Origin of the sequence: Aliihoeflea aestuarii (assembly GCF_024105665.1) — a bacterium.
Lineage (GTDB): Bacteria > Pseudomonadota > Alphaproteobacteria > Rhizobiales > Rhizobiaceae > Aliihoeflea > Aliihoeflea aestuarii.
Window position 1 is genome coordinate 120,161 of sequence record NZ_JAAAMK010000004.1, and the last position, 18,468, is coordinate 138,628.

Here is an 18,468-nt window from a genome sequence, read left to right on the forward strand (position 1 = left end):
TGATCGTTTGGATGCAGGGTTTCAAAATTTTTTCTCATTGTGCATCGAAACGCGCCGCCGGCGTGTAAAGTGACCGAAAGTTCTGGGAGAATGCAGTTTGGATGCACGGACGGATGATTGCGACGGGCTGATGCGCCGCGTCGCCGGGGGGGACCGCAAGGCATTTGCCGCGATCTTCGATCTCGAGGCGGGCCGCCTGCTGGCGATCGCGAACAGGATCGTGCGCCGGCGCGAACTGGCCGAGGAAGTCGTGCAGGATGCGTTCGTGACGGTCTGGAGGAAGGCGGCCGTCTACGACCACGAGCGCGGCGCGGCCCGCGCCTGGATGACCACGATCGTGCGCCACCGCGCGCTCAACCTGATCCGCGACGGCAGCCGCCTCGACTTTCATGCCGCCGACGACCTCACCGCGCTCGGCGACCGTGCGGCCGACGCCGACACCGCCTATGACGCTCTGCCCGAAAGCGAAGATTTGAAGCGCTGCCTAGGGCAGCTCGAACCCGAGCGTCGCCGATCGATATTGATGGCCTATGTCGTCGGCTTCTCGCATGGCGAGATCGCCGCAACCCTCGGTGCGCCCGTCGGCACGGTGAAGGCCTGGATCCGGCGCGGCGTCGTTTCGCTCAAGGAGTGCCTGTCATGAGCCGCGAGGAACGCGAAATGCGCGCCGGCGACTATGTGCTCGGCCTGATGGACGATGCGGAGCGCCAGCGCGCCGAACGCGACCTGATCATCGACCCGGAATTTCGCGACTCCGTCTGGTCGTTCGCCAACCGCATGGAAGGTCTCGATCGCAGCGCGCCGGCAACAGCGCCGGGCGACGGCCTGTGGCAGCGCGTGTCGGCCGGGATCGCCGGCATGGAACAGATGACCCGGACCGAGGCGATGCAGGGCGAACTGGCGGCCGCCGGCATTCCCGTTCGCCCGAGCGACCGCCACGGCCATCTGGGGCTCAGACGCCCGATGGCGCGGCTTTTCACGGGCGCGCGTGGAACGGCGCTCGCCGCCAGCATCCTTGCCGCCTGCGGGCTCGGCTATGTCGTCGGGCAGGCCTCGGTGACGGCGCGCGACCCGGAAGTGGTGGTCGTGCTTTTGGGCGAGAACGACGTGCCCGGCGCGTTGGTCGAAGCCTATGCCGACGACCGGGTGCGGATCGTGCCGCTCACGGATTTCGACGTGCCGGACGGCAAGGTTCTCGAAGTGTGGACCCTTTACGACGAGGCCGTCGGCCCCGTTTCGCTCGGCACGATGGCGTCCGCGCGTGAGGCGATGCTGACCGGACCGGACCTGCCGGCACCGCAGCCGCAGCAGCTCTACGAGATCACGCTGGAGGACGCGCCGCGTTCGTCGGCGGGGCGTCCGCTCGGGCCGATCCTCGTCAAGGGGCTCGCCGTCTCGCCGCCTCGCTAAGCGACCGGAGAACCAGCGGAACGAGAACGACGACACCGGCCAGCCCCGAGAGCGTCAGGAACCAGCCATAGCCGGCCCAGCCGGCACGCTCGATGATGAAGGCGGCAAGCGGCGGGCTGGCGAGCGTTGCGAGCCCGCCCGCCTGGCTGACGAGCCCGATGGCGGCGGGGACGGCTTCGCCGCGCGTGACCAGGAACGGGGTCGCCGCAAAGAGCGCCGAAGCGACGACGCCGCTCGCGATCGCCATGGTCACCGCGCCCATGCTGGCAGGCCAGATGCCGCCGGACACGAAAGCCGCAAAGGCGGCAATCGCGGTGACGGCGAAGGCGACCAGCGCCAGCCCGACCATGAAGGCGGCGGCACGGCCCGCGACCAGAACCCCGGCAAGCGCGTTGCCGAGCGGGGTCGCCAGCGCGACGAAGGCGGGGGCGAGCAAAAGCGCGCCCGGCACTGCCGCGAAGGTCGGCAGGAAGGTGAACAGCGCCACCGATTGCAGCACGAAGATGCCGAAGGCGAGAGCGACGATGATCACCGGCAGGCTGAAGACGCCCGATGCGCCGCCTGCCTTTTTCGCCGTCTCGACCGGAACCCCCGTCAGGCGACGCAGCGCCATATTGGCGGCAAGTGCGAGCAGCGCGAACAAAACGGTCATCGTCAGAAGGTAGGCAGGCTCGCCGAAGACGGGCACGAGGAGGCCGGCGAGCAGGTCCGAAGCGGCATAGCCGAGCGGCACGAAACCGCTCCATACCGCCAGTACCGGGCCGCGCCATTGCGGGGGCGAGATTGCCGTCAGCAGCGACGGCAGGCCGATGCACAGGATGACATAGCCTGCCCCTTCGAGAACGCGTGCGCCGAAGATCATCGGGGGTTCGGTCGCCGCCGCAAGCACGAGGCCGCCCGGCACGATGATCGCCGAGGCGACGACGAAGGACCGATGCGGCCCCATCCGCGCGATCGCGAAACCGGCCGGAAGCGCGGCGAGCGCCACGAAGATGCCGATCAGGGCCGTGACCCAGCCCGCCTCCACCAGCGTCAGGCCAAGGTCCTCGACATACCAGCCGATCAGCGGCGCGGTCTTGGCAAGCTGTGCACCGGTGAACACGCCGGTCAGGAGCAGCAGGGCGATTGCCGTCAGGCGCAGGGATCTGTCTGCAATCGCGCTCAAGCTTCACTCCGCAATCGATTCGCGCCGCCTCTTTACGGCAATTGCGCCCGGTCGTCGCACCGATAGAGCATTGGACCGAACGGGAATCCGGATTTGCGAAACGACGCGGCGAAAACGAAACCGCCGGGCACGAGCCCGGCGGTTTCAACCATTCGAGAGCCTGAAATCAGTACGGGCAGGAATTGTCGGTCATGAAATCGTGGACCTCGACAGCGCCGGAGATGATGTCGGCCTTGGCCTGCTCGGCCGCTTCCGCCATCTCGGGCGTGATCAGCGCCTCGTTGTTCTCATCGACCGCGTAGCCGACACCATCCTCGGCAAGGCCGAGATTCTGGATGCCGTATTCGAAGTTGCCGTTCCGCGCGTCCATGAACGCGTTATAGACGGCGACGTCCACGCGCTTGATCATCGAGGTGAGAACATGGCCCGGATGCATGGCGTTCTGGTTGGAATCGACGCCGATGCCCATGATGTCGGCATCTGCGGCGGCCTGAAGAACGCCAACGCCCGTGCCGCCGGCGGCATGATAGACGACGTCCGCACCCTGATCGATCTGATTGCGGGTGATTTCGCCGCCGCGTGTCGGATCATTCCAGGCGGCCGGCGTGTCGCCGGTATAGTTGCGAATGACGGTTGCTTCGGGGTTCGCAGCCTTCACACCGCCGACATAGCCGCATTCAAACTTGCCGATGAGCGGAACCTGCATGCCGCCGACGAAGCCGACCGTGTTGGATTCGGTCTGCATACCGGCCAGAATGCCGACGAGGTAGGACCCTTCCTGCTCCTTGAAGACGATCGAGCGCACATTCGGCTTCTCGACGACCATATCGATGATGGCGAAGTCGGTGTCCGGATATTCTTCGGAGACGGTCTCGAGGGCAGCGGCCCAGTTGAAACCGGCCATGACGATCGGGTTGCGGCCGTCCTCGGCGAAGCGGCGCAGGGCCTGCTCGCGCTGTGCTTCGTTCGAAACCTCGAACTCGACATATTCAATGCCGGTTTCGGTCTTGAACTCCTCGGCGCCCATATAGGAGGCTTCGTTGAACGACTTGTCGAACTTGCCTCCGAGATCGAAAAGAAGGCCGGGGGTTATCTCGTCCTGGGCAAAGGCCGGAACGGTCAATGCTGTTGCGGCCAGAAGGCCAAGAACCATACGCTTCATCTTGATCCACACCCTGTCGGTTATCTTGCCTGTTGCCGGCATGGCGTCGAGCCGCCATGTCGGATATGGCGAGGTATCCCCCGCTCGCATTCCACTTTTGCACGCAGACGCGCAAATTTCACGCGGAATTTTGGCCTTTCGGACAAAGTGATGAACCCGCGCGCTACGACGCAACGGAAGCTGGAACCTGACAGGCGACGCCGGTGCCCTGCAACCCGCAATAGCCATACGGGTTCTTGGCCAGATATTGCTGATGGTCTTCCTCGGCGTAGTAGAATGTCGGTGCGGCCATGATCTGCGTCGTCACCCGGCCAAGGCCCCTCGCCTTCAAAGCCTTCTCGTAGTCGGCCTTCGACGCTTCGGCCGCATGCAATTGCGCCTCTGTCGTCGTATAGATCGTCGAGCGGTAGGTCGTGCCGACATCGTTGCCCTGGCGCATGCCCTGCGTCGGGTCATGGCTCTCCCAGAAGACGCGCAGAAGGTCCGCGAAGGAAACCTTTTGCGGATCGTAGATCACCTTCACGACTTCGGCGTGGCCGGTCAAACCGGTGCAGGTCTCCTGATAGGTCGGGTTGGGCGTGATGCCGCCCGCATAGCCGACCGCCGTCAGCCAGACGCCCGACGTTTGCCAGAACAGGCGCTCGGCACCCCAGAAACAGCCCATGCCGAAATAGACCGTTTCCATGCCTTCGGGTGCGTCAGCCTTTTGGGCGACGCCCGAAACATAGTGCCTTTCCGATGTCGGGATCGGTGCGGTGCGGCCCGGCAGCGCCTCGCTTGCCGCCGGCATCTTCACCTTCTTGTTCATGATATCGCCGAGAAAGAACATCGCCTCGTCTCCTTCGCGAACGGACCGGCATCGCGCCGTAATCCGTCATCAAGCGTGGAAGGCATGGCGCCGGTCAGGCCGGCGCCGGTAGCCCAAAGCATAGAATATGAGGGCGACACCGACGAATACCAAGATGGCAGGGGCCGAAAGCGTCGCTTCGACCAGCGGCGTCCAGAAGCCGTCGATGCCGTTCGCCTCACCGAAGGCGACAAGGCCGGTATAGGGATCGGCATCCAGCGCGAGAAACGCATCGGCGAGCGGCGTCAGCACGACGTTCCCGCTGGCGGCAATGGAGCGCGCCGCGTCAACGACAGCGCCGATGACTGCGGCAGCGAGAAAGAGCGATGCGATAAAACGAAACAGGAAAGCCATGTTCGAACCGGGCGATTTCGGGGCCTCTGGGCGTCGGCATCCCATTGGGTACGCCAAGGCGACGGCCGGCGCAATCGCGCTTTGCAAAAATGAAACCGGCTCAGGCCGTCTTTCGCTTAATCAAGGTCTTCACAAGCCGGCTGCGATCGACTAGATGGGCCTGCGTGTCCCGGCCCCTTGCGCCGCGATGCTTTCGGAGAGGTGGCCGAGTGGTCGAAGGCGCACGCCTGGAAAGTGTGTAGGCGGGAAACCGTCTCGAGGGTTCGAATCCCTCTCTCTCCGCCATTTGATTTCATCAGAACCGGTCTGGATAACAGCGTTTTCGGTCCGTTTTCTGCCTGATCCGAGCCCATTCGAAGGTTTGGCACGATTGAAGAAAGCCGGGTATCGTTGCGGGTAGCGCAAACGAGGCGCAATCTGCCGCCCCGGCAAAGGCTGCCGGACGCTGCGGCGCGGGCCCCTGTCTCGTCCAGTCAGGAAGGAGTTACCTTTTTCAGATTAAGCTGCCGAAAGAGATCGGTGGCGTGGCGGGCGTGGATCAAGGCCGGTTCGGATCAGCCTGGGGCCGATACCCAGACGGCGCGCCCGGCGCAGTCCTGGTGCGCGACAAGGTTTTCGATGCCTTCGTGCAAGGCCCCGAAGACATGATCGAGCTGTTCCATGGCTATACGTACTCCGCGCATCCGCTGGCGATTGCGGTGCCGTGGCGACGCTCGACGCATTCGAGCAGGACGGCATTCTGGAACATGTCAACCGCATCATCCCGATCTGGCGGAAACATGCGGTGGCGCTGAAGGGCGCCAAGAATATCGTGGACGTTCGCACCGCCGGCATTTTGGGCGCGGTGGAATTCGCGCCAAGGGCAGGTGCTGCCGGCGAGCGTGGCCAGGCATGTTCGCGCATTTGCCTTGAAAACGGCCTGCTCGTGCGCACATCCGGCGACATGATCGTTCTATCTCCGCCGCTGACGATCGGCGAGCTTTTCGAGACGATCTGCAAGCCAACAGGTTAGGACCAAGGGGGACGGTGATGACGGTAAAGCTGAAGCTTCGGTTCGTCCCTGGACGATACGCGGTCACGCGGCTGGGCGCCGACGCCGCCATACCGGCCTGGACGTCTGGTCCGGGGTTTTGCGCGATCATCCGCTCGGATGACGAACTGACCATCGTTTGCAGTGACACTCGCGTGCCCGACGGTGTCGAGGCGGAACGTGGATGGATCTGCCTGCGCACAGTCGGACCGTTCGATTTTCAGGCGACAGGCATCGTGCAGTCTCTCATTGCGCCCTTGTCTTCGAACGGCATCGGCGTATTCGTCGTGTGCACCTTCGACGGTGAGCATCTTCTGATTGCCGAATCCGACCGCGACAGGGCGATCGGACTGCTCATCGCGGCGGGCCATTCCTTCCTGGAATAGCCATTCCGCCGTCCGATGGGCCGAATGTCCAAATATTGTACTGCCAGACCTGATCGGTCACGCCGTCCGCGTTCTGGAAGACCTGATCATCCGGAAGATGAGGGGTGCCAAGATTGCCAGCAGGGCGATGGACAGCAACGTCACCGAGATCGGCCGTGTCAGGAATACCGTCAGATCGCCCTGGCTGATGGTCATGGCGCGGCGGAACTGCTGCTCGGCGAATGGTCCAAGGATCATGCCGATGATGACGGGGCTGGTGGGAAAATCGAAACGGCGCATGAAAAAGCCCAGAACGCCGATGCCATAGAGCAGGGCCAGATCGAACACCGACTGGCTGATCCCATAGGTTCCAATGGTCGCGAAAACCAGGATGCCGGCGTAAAGATAGGGCGTAGGGATTTTCAGGATTTGCACCCAAAGCCCCACAAGCGGAAGGTTCAGCACGAGAAGCAGCACATTGCCGATATAGAGGCTGGCGATCAGTCCCCACACGAGATCGGGCTGGGTGGTCAGCAATTGCGGGCCAGGATTGATCCCGTAACTCTGGAAGGCCGAAAGCATGATCGCGGCGGTGGCCGAGGTGGGCAGGCCCAGCGTCAGGAGCGGGACGAAGACACCGGCGGCCGAAGCATTGTTGGCGGCTTCCGGGCCGGCGACGCCCTCGATCGCGCCCTTACCGAATTCTTCGGGCCGCTTCGAAAGCTTTCGTTCGACGAAATAGGACAAAAAGGTCGGAATTTCCGCTCCGCCAGCGGGCATGGCGCCGATAGGAAAGCCCAGAAACGTACCTCGCAGCCACGGCTTCCAGGAACGCGACCAGTCTTCACGGTTCATCCACAAAGACCCCTTGATCGGAATGATCTCTTCCTTCGTCGATTTATAGCGAGAGGCAAGATGCAGCGTCTCGCCCACGGCGAACAGACCGACGCAAACGATCACCACATCGATGCCGTCCAGCAGAGCCATCTGGCCGAAGGCGAAACGTGCCTGTCCGGTCTGGAGATCGACGCCGACCAGTCCGATCAAAAGGCCAAGAGCCAACGCCGTCAGCCCGCGCACGACCGATGAGCCGAGCACGACCGAAACGGTGATGAATGCCAGCACCATCAGAGCGAAATAGTCAGCCGGGCCAAGGGAAAGGGCGAAGCGCACGATCACGGGCGCAAGCAGCGTGACTCCGATGACGCCGACCGTACCCGCGACGAACGAACCGATCGCGGCCGTCGCCAGTGCAGGCCCGCCACGACCGTTGCGCGCCATCTTGTGACCTTCCAGCGCGGTGATGATCGTGGCGCTTTCGCCCGGCGTATTGATCAGGATCGATGTCGTCGATCCGCCGAACATCGCACCGAAATAGATGCCGGCGAACAAAATGAACGCCGCCGTCGGCTCGACCTGAAAGGTGATCGGCAACAGCATCGCGATGGTGAGCGCCGGCCCCAGTCCCGGCAGCACGCCAACCGCCGTTCCCAAAGTGACACCCACCGCCCCCCAAAGGAGGTTTACGGGCGTCAACGCAATTGAAAAACCATGAAGCAGGGAAGCGAAAGCGTCCATCACAGGAGATCCTCGATGAGGCCGGACCCCATGCGCAGGCCGAGCACCTGCGCGAAGCCGTAATAGGCGATCAGCGCCAGAATGAACCCGACAGCGGCTGCAAGCCACAGCCTGCGGGCACTGAAGCCCTTGGCGATGAACACGAACATGACGGTGGATGACAGGATGAAGCCGACGAAGCCGATGAGCGCGAGGTTGAGCGCCATCCCGGCCAGCACCCAAGACATCGACACGATGTCCGGCTTGTGGGATGCGGGGTCGGTGGCCTCGCAGTCCCATCGTTGACGCCACGCGTCAATCAGCAACAGACCGCCCAGTACGAGCAACGCCACGCCGATCGAATAGGGGAACACAGTCGGGCCGACCTTGGCATAGGCCGCCGGCACGGAGATCTGCGTGGTCATGTAGACCACGCACAATCCCAGGGCGACGACCAACAAGGCGACCACATAGGGGCTTGTTGTTCTTGACATCATCCTGACCCGATCAGGCCAGACCGAGATCTTCGAGGATATCGCGAATACGGTTCGTATCCTCCTCGAGGTAAGTGGCGAACTCGTCTCCCGCCAGAAACAGGCGGGTCCATGAGCGATTCGCCAGTTCCTGCTGCCAGGCCGGCGAAGCATCCATTTTGGTGACGAGATCGATCAGCCTTGCCTTCTGCTCTTCGGAAAGGTTCGGTCCGCCGAAGACGGCACGCCAGTTGAGAAGCTCGACATCCACACCCTGTTCCTTGATGGTGGGCGCATCGATGCCGTCGACCCGGTCCGGGGCAGAGATACCCAATACACGCAACGCACCCGCGGCGACCTGTTCGGAGAACTCGCCCCAACCCGAAACGCCGCATGTCACCTGCTCGCCAAGCAGCGCGGCAAGAGCCTCACCGCCGCCCGCATAGGCGACGTAGGACATAGCGACCGGATCGACGCCCGCCGCCTTGCCGACCAGACCTACCAGAATATGATCGCTGCCGCCCGCCGATCCGCCTGCCCATGAAACGGAGCCCGCATCGGCCTTCAGCGCCTCGACCAGATCGGCCATGTTCTGGAGCTCGGAACTGGCAGGCACCACGATGGCCAGATATTCCCCGGTCAGGCGGGCGATCGGGGTGACCATGCTCAGATCGACAGGCGACTTGTTGGTGATGATGGAGCCGACCATCACCATGCCACCCGTCATCAGCGTCTCGCCGTCGCCGGAATGCCTATTGATGAATTGCGGAAGGCCGATCGTGCCGCCGGCTCCGCCGACATTGGTGATGCGTGAATTGCCGATCAGGCCGTCCTGACGCAGCACGGCATCCATCACGCGGGCTGTCTGGTCCCAGCCGCCGCCCGGCGCTGCGGGAACGAACAGGTCGAGATTGGCGAAGTCCTGGGCCAGGGCAAGTCGCGGCGCACCCGCAACGATAGCCGTCACGCCTACGGAAATAAGAAACTGTCTGCGATCCATCGGTTTCCTCCCTTGAATGGATATTTCCCAGTTTGAATTCTTCCGACCGTCAGGATCGGAGAGCTGGACGTTTGTCGGACGCTGCGTCGTTGTGGCGATCCTTCCATCGACGCACCAGATCGATATCGCGTGGCACATATCCAAGCATGCGAGACACACGTCGCGCGGCTTCAAGGGTCATTGTGAGCAGCGCTTCGGTCTCGGCTTCGACCCGCGAGCGCAGGCCCGTCGTGATCAGCGCGCCGACGAATTCGCCTTCGCCGCGAAATACGGGCGCGGCGATACCGCTCACGTCGGGATCGCGCTCGCCATGACTGACGACATGCCCGCGCGAGCGGATTTCGTCGTAGAGTTTGCCTTGCGCATTGTCGAATGCGAGGATCAGATGGCCCGCGGCACCGGTATCCAGAGGCAGAAGGTCGCCTATCTCGACATGATGACGCGCCCGCCGGGGCGAATTCTGGCGATAGAGACAGATTCGCTTGCCGCCCGAACGGACATAGAAAACGGCGGTCTCGTTGCCTTGCCCGACCATCTCTTCAAGAACCGGCCGGATGATATTCTCGACAGAAAAATTGCGCCGGTATCGAGCGCCGAGCCGCCAGAGGCTGGCAGCCAGACGATAACTTCCGTCATCGGCCTTCTGAAGATAACCGAAACGCTCAAGCGAGGAGGTGAGCCGCATGATCATCGGTTTGGTGAAACCGGTCTTTGCGGCAAGCTCGCGCAGTTCGAAGCTTTCCTGATCGTCGTCGAACGCGTCCAGCAATTGAAGCGCCCGCTCGACCGCATCAACGCCGTATTCGCTCATCCGGCCTCTCCATCCGACATCTCGTCGGTGAAATCGCAACCGAAGATGTGCGAAACGCTCCAAAGCTCCACGAACCAAGAGAAGGACGGAGCATCGATCAGGTCCGGAACGCTTACGCTTGGGGACAGCGCCATCTTGAACGATTCCGTTGTTACGCCCAGCGAAACTATCTTACGTATAACGTAACGTCAATCGATGTTTGAAGGGAGGTCTGGACGGTGTCGTCCTTTATTCCGGGGGTATGAGCTCGGACAGTTTTTGCGAGGCGATCTGTAAGGCTGGAATGATTCTGGCTTCCAGTTCGGCATCGAACCTGCTGATCAGGGTCGAAACCGACAATGCGCCGTGCAGCCTGCCTTTCTGGTCGATGACCGGTGTCGACACGGCTGCCACTTCCGGATCGCGCTCGCCCCTGGAAATCACCAGGCCCGCCTGACGGATATCCTCAAACGTCGGATCGCCGATCTCCGTATAGGCAAGCAGAATACGACCGGAAGCGCCCTGCCCGACTGGCAGCCGAACGCCTTCTTCCAGATGATGACGGGCCGAGCGCGGTGAATTGACCCTGTAGAGACATACCCGCTGCTGTCCTTCACGCACGTAGAACGAGGCGGTTTCCTCGGTCGTATCCGTCAACGACTGCAAGACCGGGCGAACATAAAGCCCGATGTGAAAACTGTTCCGGTACACATTACCCAGTCGCCACAGTTCGGGACCGAGCTGGAAGACGCCATCGGCCCTGCGATGTAAAAATCGCTTGGCCTCAAGCGACGATGCGATACGCAGGATCGTGCTTTTATACAGCCCGGTCCGACGCGCCACTTCAGCAAGGGTAAGCTGCGCCGCGCCGTCCTCGAAAGCGGCGAGTATGGCAAGGCCGCGCTCGACCGCATCCACACCACCCTTCTTGTCTGTGTCGCCCTTCATTCCGTTCTGCCCCGAAACAGTCTCCGTCATTTTCATCTACGACAACGGCGTTCTGCTCACAAGAATTCGCCTTGACTGATGCCCGGATGAATCTATCATAACAGAACGATGTTCTGTCTAACAGAATACAGCATGTATAAACTTCTCGGAGGGACAATGAGCTTGCCGCTAGAGGGCGTACGCGTCCTTGATCTGTCGAATGTGCTGGCCGGGCCATTCTGCGGCTACAGCCTTGCCCGGCTGGGCGCGGAGGTGATCAAGATCGAACGGCCGGACGGTGGCGATCTTTCACGTCATCTCGGTGCCGATCCCGAGATGGCAAAGGCTCTGTCGGGCCTTTCATTCGTTGCAGTCAACGCAGGCAAACAATCGGTCACACTGGACCTCAAATCGCAGGAAGGGCGCGAAGCCCTTCTGAAGTTCGTCGCGCAGAGCGACGTCGTTCTGGAGAGCTTCCGGCCGGGCGTGATGGATCGCCTCGGCCTCGGCTATGAGACGCTTCGCAAACACAACCCAGCCATCATCTATTGCGCCGTTTCCGGGTTCGGCCAGACAGGGCCTTGGATGAGCCGCCCCGCATACGACCAGATCGTGCAGGGCCTTTCGGGTGCGATGAGCGTAACCGGCGACGCCGACAGCGCACCTTTGCGAACGGGTTTTCCCATATCGGATACGATCGGCGGGCTGACCGCAGCCTTCGCCATTTCCGCCGCGCTGGTTGACCAGAAGCGGAACGGGACTGGCCGCTTCATCGACGTTTCAATGCTTGAATCGACACTTGCCACGATGGGCTGGGTTGTCTCCAACCATCTCAACGCAGGCGTGACGCCCCGGCCTATGGGTAACGAGAATTTCACGGCTGCTCCTTCGGGAACCTTCAACGCCTCCGATGCCCCGCTGAACATATCGGCCAACGAACAGAAGCAGTTCGTCGTTCTGTGCGAAAAGATCGGCCGCCCGGACCTGTTGCAGGACACTCGATTTGCGACGCGCCAGGAGCGCAAGAACAATCGTGCCGCTCTTACGGCGCATATCAATGCAGCCCTGGCCGGCAAAACCGCCCGCGAATGGGAGAGCGAACTCAATGCAGGGGGAGTTCCTTGCGGTTGCGTCTTAAGCGTACCTGAAATTCTGTGCGAGGATCAGATCAGGGGCAGGAATTTCGTCGAGGCGCTGGCGAGCACGAACAGTTCCGGCGATCCCCTGCTCGTCACGCGCCCCGGCTTTGTGATGGATGAACCGTTCACGAAACCCTCGGCGCCGCCGAAGCTGGGAGAGCACACCGCCCGATGGCTGACGCAGCTTGGTTATACAGACGAGCAGATCGCGCGTCTCGGAGCGCCGCAAAATGCAGATGGGACACCGGCAGCATGACCAAATCACCAGCTTCGGATCGTGAACAGATCGCCGAATATTGGCGCACGGAGATTTCCGATATTTCGCCCGGAAAGATCGCTTTTCGCGGATATGCGATCGAGGACCTGATCGCAGGTGTTTCCTTCCCGGCGATGATCTGGCTCATGCTGCGCGGCGAATTGCCGACCAGAACGCAGGAGCGGCTCCTCGAAGCCGCACTGGTCGCGTCGGTCGATCACGGCCCTCATGCTCCCTCAATCGCCATATCCAAAATCGCCACGAGTTGCGGACTGCCGCTCAACGGTGCGATGGCATCCGCGCTGAACACTCTCGACGATGTTCACGGCGGTGCCGGCGAGCAGGCCATCGAACTGTTCGACGACATTCTTGAACGCAGCAAGTCCGCTTCGTCGATTGAAGAGGCCACGAGCGTCGCTCTCGACGTCTTCATTTCCGAGCACGGCAAATATATTCCAGGATACGGCCACAGGTTTCATCCGGTCGATCCACGCTCGGGCGTGCTTCTCGGTCTCGTCGATGAGGCGGTCGCGAAGAACGAGGTCGGCGGCAGCTACGCCCTGGCGGCCCGTGCGATCGAAACGGTGCTCGAAGCCCGCAAGGGTCGTCGCATTCCCATGAATATCGACGGCGCGACCGCCGTCATCTACGGCGAGCTGGGCTTCGCCGCGCCCTTGGCGCGCGGCGTGTTCTGCCTATCGCGCGCCGTTGGAATTCTGGCGCATGCCTGGGAACAGACGAGCCGCAAGGAACGCAATAAAGGTCCGATTCCGCGCAGTTTCGATTACCGATACGATGGCCCTGCTCGACGGTTACTTCCTGCCGCGCGTTGATCGTCAGACGTCGTCCTCGGATCGCTGACCGGCCAATCTTGGAGCGGCTGGGCTGGGGTAGCCAGATCGTCCCACGCATCGGCATAGAGGTGATAGCGGCCTTCATCGACGGTGATCCGGGGGCGCGGGAAGTTTGATGGGCGGAGGTCCACGAATATTTGTGCCCAAGAGCACGCTTCAAGGTTTAGGGCTGATGCCATGAGAGTTATCGATATGCTTTCCACGTTCAAAGGGCGGCAAATGCTGTTCCTGACACCGAAAGGCTGGTTTGGCAGACCCTGGGACACGCAGGTGTTGACATTGAAGACCTTGGTGAAGACACAGTCCGGCTGATGACGTCGAAGTTCACCTTGCAGGTGCATGGCGATCTCGATCGGGATGTCCTCGTGTTCGATGAGGCGGGCGTGACGTTCATGCACGGCGAGATTGAGAAGAGCGAAGCTCAGGCTCTGGATGCGGGCCTTGCCGGAATCTTTTCGGCCGTGTCACCCGACAGGAGCATTCCCTATCGATACGACGACCCTGAATACATCATTTCGAGAATGCACCTGGCCATGTCCAAAGCTGCGCCCTGACCCAACAGGCGGTCGAGCGTCAATCAATGCATGACCGGCTTACCGACCATGCCTTGACCGCCGACTGGGTTGGTCGTGTGATAACCAGTTTTCATCTCGGAGCGTGTCGCTATACAGTGAGGGATGCGCGGATTTCGGGGCGGTCGAGATCTTCCGCAACGCCCGAATGGACGATGCGCCCGCGATCCATGACGTGGATGTCGTCGGCAAGCTCGCGGCAGAAATCGAGATATTGTTCGACCAGAAGGACCGCGATGCCGGCCGAGTCCCGCAGATAGCGGATCGCACGGCCGATATCCTTGATGATGGAGGGCTGGATGCCCTCGGTGGGCTCGTCGAGCACGAGCAGTTTAGGACGAAGCACCAGCGCGCGGCCAATGGCCAGTTGCTGCTGCTGGCCGCCCGAAAGATCGCCGCCGCGCCGGCCGAGCATGTCCTTCAACACCGGAAAGAGTTCGAAGACGTGATCCGGAATCGTCCGCTCGGATCGCTTCAAAGGCGCGTAGCCCGTTTCAAGATTCTCACGCACCGAAAGCAGCGGAAAGATTTCGCGCCCTTGCGGCACGAATGCGATGCCCGACCGGGCGCGCTCTGACGGCGCGCTCCGGTCGAGCATCTTCCCCTCGAAAGAAATCGAGCCCGTGGTCAGGCGGTGATGGCCGACGATGGCGCGCATCAGGCTCGTCTTGCCGACGCCGTTGCGGCCGAGCACGCAGGTGATTTTCGCCGGCGCGGCCGTGAGCGAAACGCCGCGCAGGGCCTGGGCCGCGCCGTAGTGGAGGGTGGCGTCGGTGACCGTCAGCATAGGGGTCTTCCAGTGCGCGCTCTACGCTGCCCCCCTCTGGGCTGCCGGACATCTCCCCCGCACGGGGGGAGATTAGTCTCGTCATCGACACAGCGTAATCTTCTCACCTGCAGGGGAGATGTCCGGCAGGACAGAGGGGAGCGTGACGAAACTCGGCGCTGAACGATCATCTTCACCTTCCCAGATAGACTTCGACGACGCGCGGGTCCGCGCTGACATGGTCGAGCGAGCCTTCCGAAAGGACCGAGCCTTCGTGAAGACACGTCACCTTGACGCCAAGCTCGCGCACGAAATGCATGTCGTGTTCGACGACGACGACCGAATGGCTTTGCGAGATATCGCGAAGCAGCCGTGCGGTCTCCTCGGTTTCGGCATCCGTCATGCCGGCGACGGGCTCGTCCACCAAGAGCAGTTTCGGGTCCTGCGCAAGCAGCATGCCGATTTCCAGCCATTGCTTCTGGCCATGCGACAGGTTGGCGGCGAGCGCGCTGCGCTTGTCGCCAAGACGAACGATGCCGAGAATGTCGTCGATGCGCTTTGCCGCGTCCTGCGTTTCGCGCCAGAACAATGTCGGCAGGATCGAGCGCGGCCCCTTCAGGGACAGGAGGATATTGTCCTCGACCGAATGGCTCTCGAAGACGGTCGGCTTCTGGAATTTGCGCCCGATCCCCATATTGGCGATGTCGGCTTCGTCGTGACGGGTGAGGTCTACGGAACCGTCGAAAAAGACCTCTCCGGTATCCGGCCGGGTCTTGCCGGTGATGATGTCCATCATCGTCGTCTTGCCGGCGCCGTTCGGCCCGATGATCGCGCGCATCTCGCCCGGATCGAGGGCAAGCGACAGATTGTTGATGGCGCGAAACCCGTCGAAGGATACCGACACGCCGCTGAGATAGAGAATGGAGTTGGTCACGACCGTCATGTGCTTCACTCCGCCGGCTGGGGGCGCGTTTCGCCGCGATACGATTCCGCGTTCTGCGGTCGCATGACCGGCAGGTCCGGCGGCGGCGTGTCGGAGGCTTCGACCAGTTTGCGCTCGCGCCGGCCGGCAAAATAATCACCGATTGTGCCGACGATGCCCTTCGGCAGGAACAGCGTGACCGCAACGAACAACCCACCCAGCGCGAAAAGCCACAGCTCGGGATAGGCGGCGGTGAACCATGTCTTAGCGTAGTTGACGAGGATCGCGCCGATGATCGGACCGACCAGCGTCCCACGCCCGCCGATCGCCGTCCATACGACGACCTCGATCGAGTTCGCCGGCGCGAATTCGCCCGGATTGATGATGCCGACCTGCGGCACGTAAAGCGCGCCGGCAATGCCCGCGATGATCGCCGAGACGACGAACGCGAACAGCTTCACATATTCGGGCCGGTAGCCGATGAAGCGCGTGCGGCTTTCCGCATCGCGCACCGAGATCATGATCTTGCCGAGCTTCGATTTCGTGATCGCGCTGCAGACGACGAAGGAAACGGCCAGCGCAACGCATGTCGCGGCGAAAAGCCCGGCGCGCGTGGCCGGAGCCTGAACGGAGAAGCCGAGAATTTCGCGGAAATCGGTCAGGCCGTTATTGCCGCCGAAGCCCATGTCGTTTCGGAAGAAGGCGAGCATCAGCGCGAAGGTCATCGCCTGCGTGATGATCGACAGATAGACGCCGGTGACGCGGCTGCGGAACGCGAACCAGCCGAAGGCGAAGGCGAGCAGACCGGGCACGACCATCACCATCATCATGGCGAACCAGAAATTGTCGAAGCCCCACCAGTACCAGGGCAGTTCCTGCCAGTTCAGGAAGACCATGAAATCGGGCAAATCGGGATTGCCGTACACCCCGCGCGAGCCGATCTGGCGCATCAGATACATGCCCATCGCATAGCCGCCGAGCGCGAAGAACGCGCCGTGGCCGAGCGAGAGGATGCCGACATAGCCCCAGACCAGATCGAGCGCGAGGGCGAGCATCGCATAGGTGAGATACTTGCCCATCAGCGCCACGGCATAGTTCGGCACGCGCAAGGTGTGGCCAACGGGCAGCAGGAGATTGGATGCCGGTATCAGGATCGCGGCGGCAAGCAGCAGGCCGACCACCCAATAGAGCTTGGCGCCAAGCGCGCGATAGAAGAAGGCCGTGATCATGCGTCCACCGCCCGGCCCTTGAGCGCGAACAGGCCGCGCGGGCGCTTCTGGATGAACAGGATGATGAAGACGAGGATGAATATCTTCGCGAGCACGGCCCCGGCATAGGGTTCGAGGAACTTGTTCAGGACGCCCAGCGTCATCGCGCCGACCAGCGTGCCCCACAGATTGCCGACGCCGCCGAAGACGACGACCATGAAACTGTCGATGATGTAGCCTTGCCCAAGATTGGGCGAGACGTTGTCGATCTGGCTGAGCGCCACGCCCGCAAGCCCCGCAATTCCGGAGCCGAGACCGAAGGTCATCGCGTCGACCCATGGCGTGCGGATGCCCATCGAAGACGCCATTCGCCGGTTCTGCGTCACCGCGCGCATCTGGAGGCCGAGCGAGGTGCGCTTCAGGACGAACAACAGGCCGGCGAAGACGACCAGCGCGAAAATGACGATCCAGAACCGGTTCCAGGTGATCGCGATGCCGTAGAAATCGAATGTGCCCGACATCCAGAAGGGGTTCGAAACCTCACGGTTCGAAGCGCCGAAAGTCGTGCGCACCGCCTGCTGGATGATGAGCGACAGGCCCCATGTCGCGAGCAGCGTTTCCAGCGGCCGGCCGTAGAGCCAGCGGATCACGCCGCGCTCGATGGCGATGCCGATCAAACCGGTGACGAGGAAGGCGGCGGGCAGCGCGAAGGCCAAAGACCACGCGAAAAGCTCGGGAAAGGAGGCGCGGATCATATTCTGGACGACGAAGGTCGTGTAGGCGCCGAGCATCACCATCTCGCCATGGGCCATGTTGATGACGCCCATGACGCCGAAGGTGATGGCAAGGCCGATGGCGGCCAGAAGCAGGACCGCGCCGAGCGATATGCCGTACCAGACGTTCTGGCCGACATCGAGAAGCTGGAGATGGCGCTGGATGGCGGAGATACCGGCGTCGATGGTCGGCGTCACATCGGCATCAGCGCTGGAAAGCGCGGCCTGAAGGATGCCGAGCGCCTGCCGGTCGCCGCGCGCGACGATGACGTCGACAGCCTCGGCGAATGCAGCCGGTTCGGCATCGGAGCGCAGGATCGCGACGGCACGCGCTTCCTGCATGATTTGAAGGACGGCCGGGTTTTCTTCCTGCGCGATGGCCTCGTCGAGCAATTCGACATTGTCTGGATTGGCTGCCTGGAACATCGCGCGCGCCGCGCTCATGCGCGTGCCGGCATCGGGACTCATCAAGGTCAGTTGCCCGACCGCCGTCCGCACCGCCCGGCGAAGCGAATTGTTCACGCGGATGCGCTCGACGCCGGCGCTTGCCACCTCGCCGATTTCCTCGCCGGTGAGCGCGTCAGTCGCGGTGACCGTATCGCCACGCCCGGACGTGGTGACTATCCGGCCGGTCTCTTCGATGACGTTGAGATCGCCGGCAGCCAGACTTTCCAGCAAAGGCGCGATCCGTGCATCGCCGGTTGCGGCAAGCGCCTGAACCACGCGTCCCCGGTCGGAAAAGCTGCCGTCAGGAAGCTGGCGCACGAGGTCTTCGACGGATTGGGCATGGGCAGGCAGAATGGCCAAGGCCAGCAATATGAAAGCGAGCAGACCGGCGAACAGCGACATCGGGCTGCGTTCCTTCGCGCCCCCCTCTGGCCTGCCGGCCATCTCTCCC

At 62.4% G+C, this 18,468-nt stretch carries 20 protein-coding genes and 1 tRNA gene; 8 read left to right on the forward strand and 13 right to left on the reverse strand.

Going from position 1 to position 18,468, the window contains the following annotated elements:
- Positions 1-97: 97 nt before the first annotated feature.
- Both GTW25_RS11055 and GTW25_RS11060 read left to right on the forward strand, forming a co-directional pair.
- On the forward strand, positions 98-643 hold the full coding sequence (locus GTW25_RS11055; protein ID WP_252912171.1) for a sigma-70 family RNA polymerase sigma factor: 546 nt from the start codon (positions 98-100) through the stop codon (positions 641-643).
- The gene (locus GTW25_RS11060; RefSeq protein WP_252912172.1) at positions 640-1,410 is read left to right on the forward strand and encodes an anti-sigma factor; all 771 of its coding nucleotides are present in this window, start codon (positions 640-642) and stop codon (positions 1,408-1,410) included. Before GTW25_RS11055 ends, GTW25_RS11060 begins: the two co-directional genes overlap by 4 nt.
- On the opposite strand, the gene GTW25_RS11065 is transcribed toward GTW25_RS11060, so the two are convergent.
- The 4 genes from GTW25_RS11065 to GTW25_RS11080 all read right to left on the reverse strand — a co-directional run bounded on the left by GTW25_RS11065 (position 1,379) and on the right by GTW25_RS11080 (position 4,938).
- Positions 1,379-2,575 carry an MFS transporter gene (locus GTW25_RS11065; RefSeq protein ID WP_252912173.1) on the reverse strand — a complete coding sequence of 399 codons (1,197 nt, stop codon included), beginning with the start codon at positions 2,573-2,575 and terminating at the stop codon, positions 1,379-1,381. The genes GTW25_RS11060 and GTW25_RS11065 overlap by 32 nt on opposite strands.
- A 166-nt stretch (positions 2,576-2,741) precedes the next feature.
- Complete coding sequence (locus GTW25_RS11070) at positions 2,742-3,737, reverse strand: BMP family lipoprotein (RefSeq protein WP_252912331.1); 996 nt, start codon at positions 3,735-3,737, stop codon at positions 2,742-2,744.
- A 163-nt stretch (positions 3,738-3,900) separates the two neighbouring features.
- A complete protein-coding gene (gene msrA, locus GTW25_RS11075; RefSeq protein WP_252912174.1) occupies positions 3,901-4,566 on the reverse strand; it encodes a peptide-methionine (S)-S-oxide reductase MsrA in 666 nt (221 codons plus the stop codon).
- Positions 4,567-4,614: 48 nt separating this feature from the next.
- Positions 4,615-4,938 (reverse strand): hypothetical protein, encoded by a 324-nt coding sequence (locus GTW25_RS11080; RefSeq protein ID WP_252912175.1) that lies wholly within the window; start codon positions 4,936-4,938, stop codon positions 4,615-4,617.
- 195 nt (positions 4,939-5,133) lie between these two features.
- Here GTW25_RS11080 and GTW25_RS11085 point away from each other — a divergent pair.
- From GTW25_RS11085 to GTW25_RS11095, 3 genes are all read left to right on the forward strand, one after another.
- Positions 5,134-5,223 (forward strand) — tRNA-Ser (locus tag GTW25_RS11085).
- A gap of 418 nt (positions 5,224-5,641) precedes the next feature.
- Positions 5,642-5,950, forward strand: coding sequence for a PLP-dependent aminotransferase family protein (locus GTW25_RS11090; protein WP_252912176.1), 309 nt, complete (start codon positions 5,642-5,644; stop codon positions 5,948-5,950).
- A 17-nt stretch (positions 5,951-5,967) separates the two neighbouring features.
- Positions 5,968-6,354 (forward strand): ACT domain-containing protein, encoded by a 387-nt coding sequence (locus GTW25_RS11095; protein ID WP_252912177.1) that lies wholly within the window; start codon positions 5,968-5,970, stop codon positions 6,352-6,354.
- A gap of 57 nt (positions 6,355-6,411) precedes the next feature.
- Here the strand turns inward: GTW25_RS11095 and GTW25_RS11100 are convergent, their stop codons facing one another.
- The 5 genes from GTW25_RS11100 to GTW25_RS11120 form a co-directional block, all read right to left on the reverse strand.
- Entirely contained in the window at positions 6,412-7,911 is a 1,500-nt protein-coding gene (locus GTW25_RS11100) for a tripartite tricarboxylate transporter permease (RefSeq protein WP_252912178.1), read from the reverse strand.
- The gene (locus GTW25_RS11105; protein WP_252912179.1) at positions 7,911-8,384 is read right to left on the reverse strand and encodes a tripartite tricarboxylate transporter TctB family protein; all 474 of its coding nucleotides are present in this window, start codon (positions 8,382-8,384) and stop codon (positions 7,911-7,913) included. The genes GTW25_RS11100 and GTW25_RS11105 overlap by 1 nt, the downstream gene beginning before the upstream one ends.
- A 13-nt stretch (positions 8,385-8,397) precedes the next feature.
- Complete coding sequence (locus GTW25_RS11110; RefSeq protein ID WP_252912180.1) at positions 8,398-9,363, reverse strand: Bug family tripartite tricarboxylate transporter substrate binding protein; 966 nt, start codon at positions 9,361-9,363, stop codon at positions 8,398-8,400.
- Between the two features lie 49 nt (positions 9,364-9,412).
- Positions 9,413-10,174, reverse strand: coding sequence for an IclR family transcriptional regulator (locus tag GTW25_RS11115; RefSeq protein ID WP_252912181.1), 762 nt, complete (start codon positions 10,172-10,174; stop codon positions 9,413-9,415).
- Positions 10,175-10,402: 228 nt separating this feature from the next.
- Complete coding sequence (locus GTW25_RS11120) at positions 10,403-11,101, reverse strand: IclR family transcriptional regulator (RefSeq protein WP_252912182.1); 699 nt, start codon at positions 11,099-11,101, stop codon at positions 10,403-10,405.
- A gap of 156 nt (positions 11,102-11,257) precedes the next feature.
- On the opposite strand from GTW25_RS11120, the gene GTW25_RS11125 reads away from it, so the two are divergent.
- The 3 genes from GTW25_RS11125 (at position 11,258) to GTW25_RS11135 (ending at position 13,883) form a co-directional block, all read left to right on the forward strand.
- Positions 11,258-12,475: a CaiB/BaiF CoA transferase family protein gene (locus GTW25_RS11125; protein WP_252912183.1), complete on the forward strand. Its 1,218-nt coding sequence runs from the start codon at positions 11,258-11,260 to the stop codon at positions 12,473-12,475.
- Positions 12,472-13,308, forward strand: a complete 837-nt coding sequence (locus tag GTW25_RS11130) for a citryl-CoA lyase (RefSeq protein WP_252912184.1) — start codon at positions 12,472-12,474, stop codon at positions 13,306-13,308. The genes GTW25_RS11125 and GTW25_RS11130 overlap by 4 nt, the downstream gene beginning before the upstream one ends.
- A 332-nt stretch (positions 13,309-13,640) precedes the next feature.
- Positions 13,641-13,883: a hypothetical protein gene (locus GTW25_RS11135; RefSeq protein WP_252912185.1), complete on the forward strand. Its 243-nt coding sequence runs from the start codon at positions 13,641-13,643 to the stop codon at positions 13,881-13,883.
- A gap of 109 nt (positions 13,884-13,992) precedes the next feature.
- Here GTW25_RS11135 and urtE read toward each other — a convergent pair whose 3' ends face one another.
- The 4 genes from urtE to urtB form a co-directional block, all read right to left on the reverse strand.
- The gene (gene urtE, locus GTW25_RS11140; RefSeq protein ID WP_252912186.1) at positions 13,993-14,688 is read right to left on the reverse strand and encodes an urea ABC transporter ATP-binding subunit UrtE; all 696 of its coding nucleotides are present in this window, start codon (positions 14,686-14,688) and stop codon (positions 13,993-13,995) included.
- A gap of 172 nt (positions 14,689-14,860) precedes the next feature.
- Positions 14,861-15,610 carry an urea ABC transporter ATP-binding protein UrtD gene (gene urtD / locus GTW25_RS11145; RefSeq protein WP_252912187.1) on the reverse strand — a complete coding sequence of 250 codons (750 nt, stop codon included), beginning with the start codon at positions 15,608-15,610 and terminating at the stop codon, positions 14,861-14,863.
- Positions 15,611-15,615: 5 nt separating this feature from the next.
- Complete coding sequence (urtC, locus tag GTW25_RS11150; RefSeq protein WP_252912188.1) at positions 15,616-16,818, reverse strand: urea ABC transporter permease subunit UrtC; 1,203 nt, start codon at positions 16,816-16,818, stop codon at positions 15,616-15,618.
- A complete protein-coding gene (urtB, locus tag GTW25_RS11155; protein WP_252912189.1) occupies positions 16,815-18,419 on the reverse strand; it encodes an urea ABC transporter permease subunit UrtB in 1,605 nt (534 codons plus the stop codon). Before urtB ends, urtC begins: the two co-directional genes overlap by 4 nt.
- Positions 18,420-18,468: the final 49 nt, after the last annotated feature.

Coding starts and splice junctions, on each gene's coding strand:
- GTW25_RS11060 (WP_252912172.1), top strand. CDS start 640: ATGAGCCGCGAGGAACGCGAAATGCGCGCCGGCGACTATGTGCTCGGC.
- GTW25_RS11070 (WP_252912331.1), bottom strand. CDS start 3,737: ATGAAGCGTATGGTTCTTGGCCTTCTGGCCGCAACAGCATTGACCGTT.
- msrA (WP_252912174.1), bottom strand. CDS start 4,566: ATGTTCTTTCTCGGCGATATCATGAACAAGAAGGTGAAGATGCCGGCG.
- GTW25_RS11080 (WP_252912175.1), bottom strand. CDS start 4,938: ATGGCTTTCCTGTTTCGTTTTATCGCATCGCTCTTTCTCGCTGCCGCA.
- GTW25_RS11095 (WP_252912177.1), top strand. CDS start 5,968: ATGACGGTAAAGCTGAAGCTTCGGTTCGTCCCTGGACGATACGCGGTC.
- GTW25_RS11100 (WP_252912178.1), bottom strand. CDS start 7,911: ATGGACGCTTTCGCTTCCCTGCTTCATGGTTTTTCAATTGCGTTGACG.
- GTW25_RS11105 (WP_252912179.1), bottom strand. CDS start 8,384: ATGTCAAGAACAACAAGCCCCTATGTGGTCGCCTTGTTGGTCGTCGCC.
- GTW25_RS11110 (WP_252912180.1), bottom strand. CDS start 9,363: ATGGATCGCAGACAGTTTCTTATTTCCGTAGGCGTGACGGCTATCGTT.
- GTW25_RS11115 (WP_252912181.1), bottom strand. CDS start 10,174: ATGAGCGAATACGGCGTTGATGCGGTCGAGCGGGCGCTTCAATTGCTG.
- GTW25_RS11120 (WP_252912182.1), bottom strand. CDS start 11,101: ATGAAGGGCGACACAGACAAGAAGGGTGGTGTGGATGCGGTCGAGCGC.
- GTW25_RS11125 (WP_252912183.1), top strand. CDS start 11,258: ATGAGCTTGCCGCTAGAGGGCGTACGCGTCCTTGATCTGTCGAATGTG.
- GTW25_RS11130 (WP_252912184.1), top strand. CDS start 12,472: ATGACCAAATCACCAGCTTCGGATCGTGAACAGATCGCCGAATATTGG.
- GTW25_RS11135 (WP_252912185.1), top strand. CDS start 13,641: ATGACGTCGAAGTTCACCTTGCAGGTGCATGGCGATCTCGATCGGGAT.
- urtE (WP_252912186.1), bottom strand. CDS start 14,688: ATGCTGACGGTCACCGACGCCACCCTCCACTACGGCGCGGCCCAGGCC.
- urtD (WP_252912187.1), bottom strand. CDS start 15,610: ATGACGGTCGTGACCAACTCCATTCTCTATCTCAGCGGCGTGTCGGTA.
- urtC (WP_252912188.1), bottom strand. CDS start 16,818: ATGATCACGGCCTTCTTCTATCGCGCGCTTGGCGCCAAGCTCTATTGG.
- urtB (WP_252912189.1), bottom strand. CDS start 18,419: ATGTCGCTGTTCGCCGGTCTGCTCGCTTTCATATTGCTGGCCTTGGCC.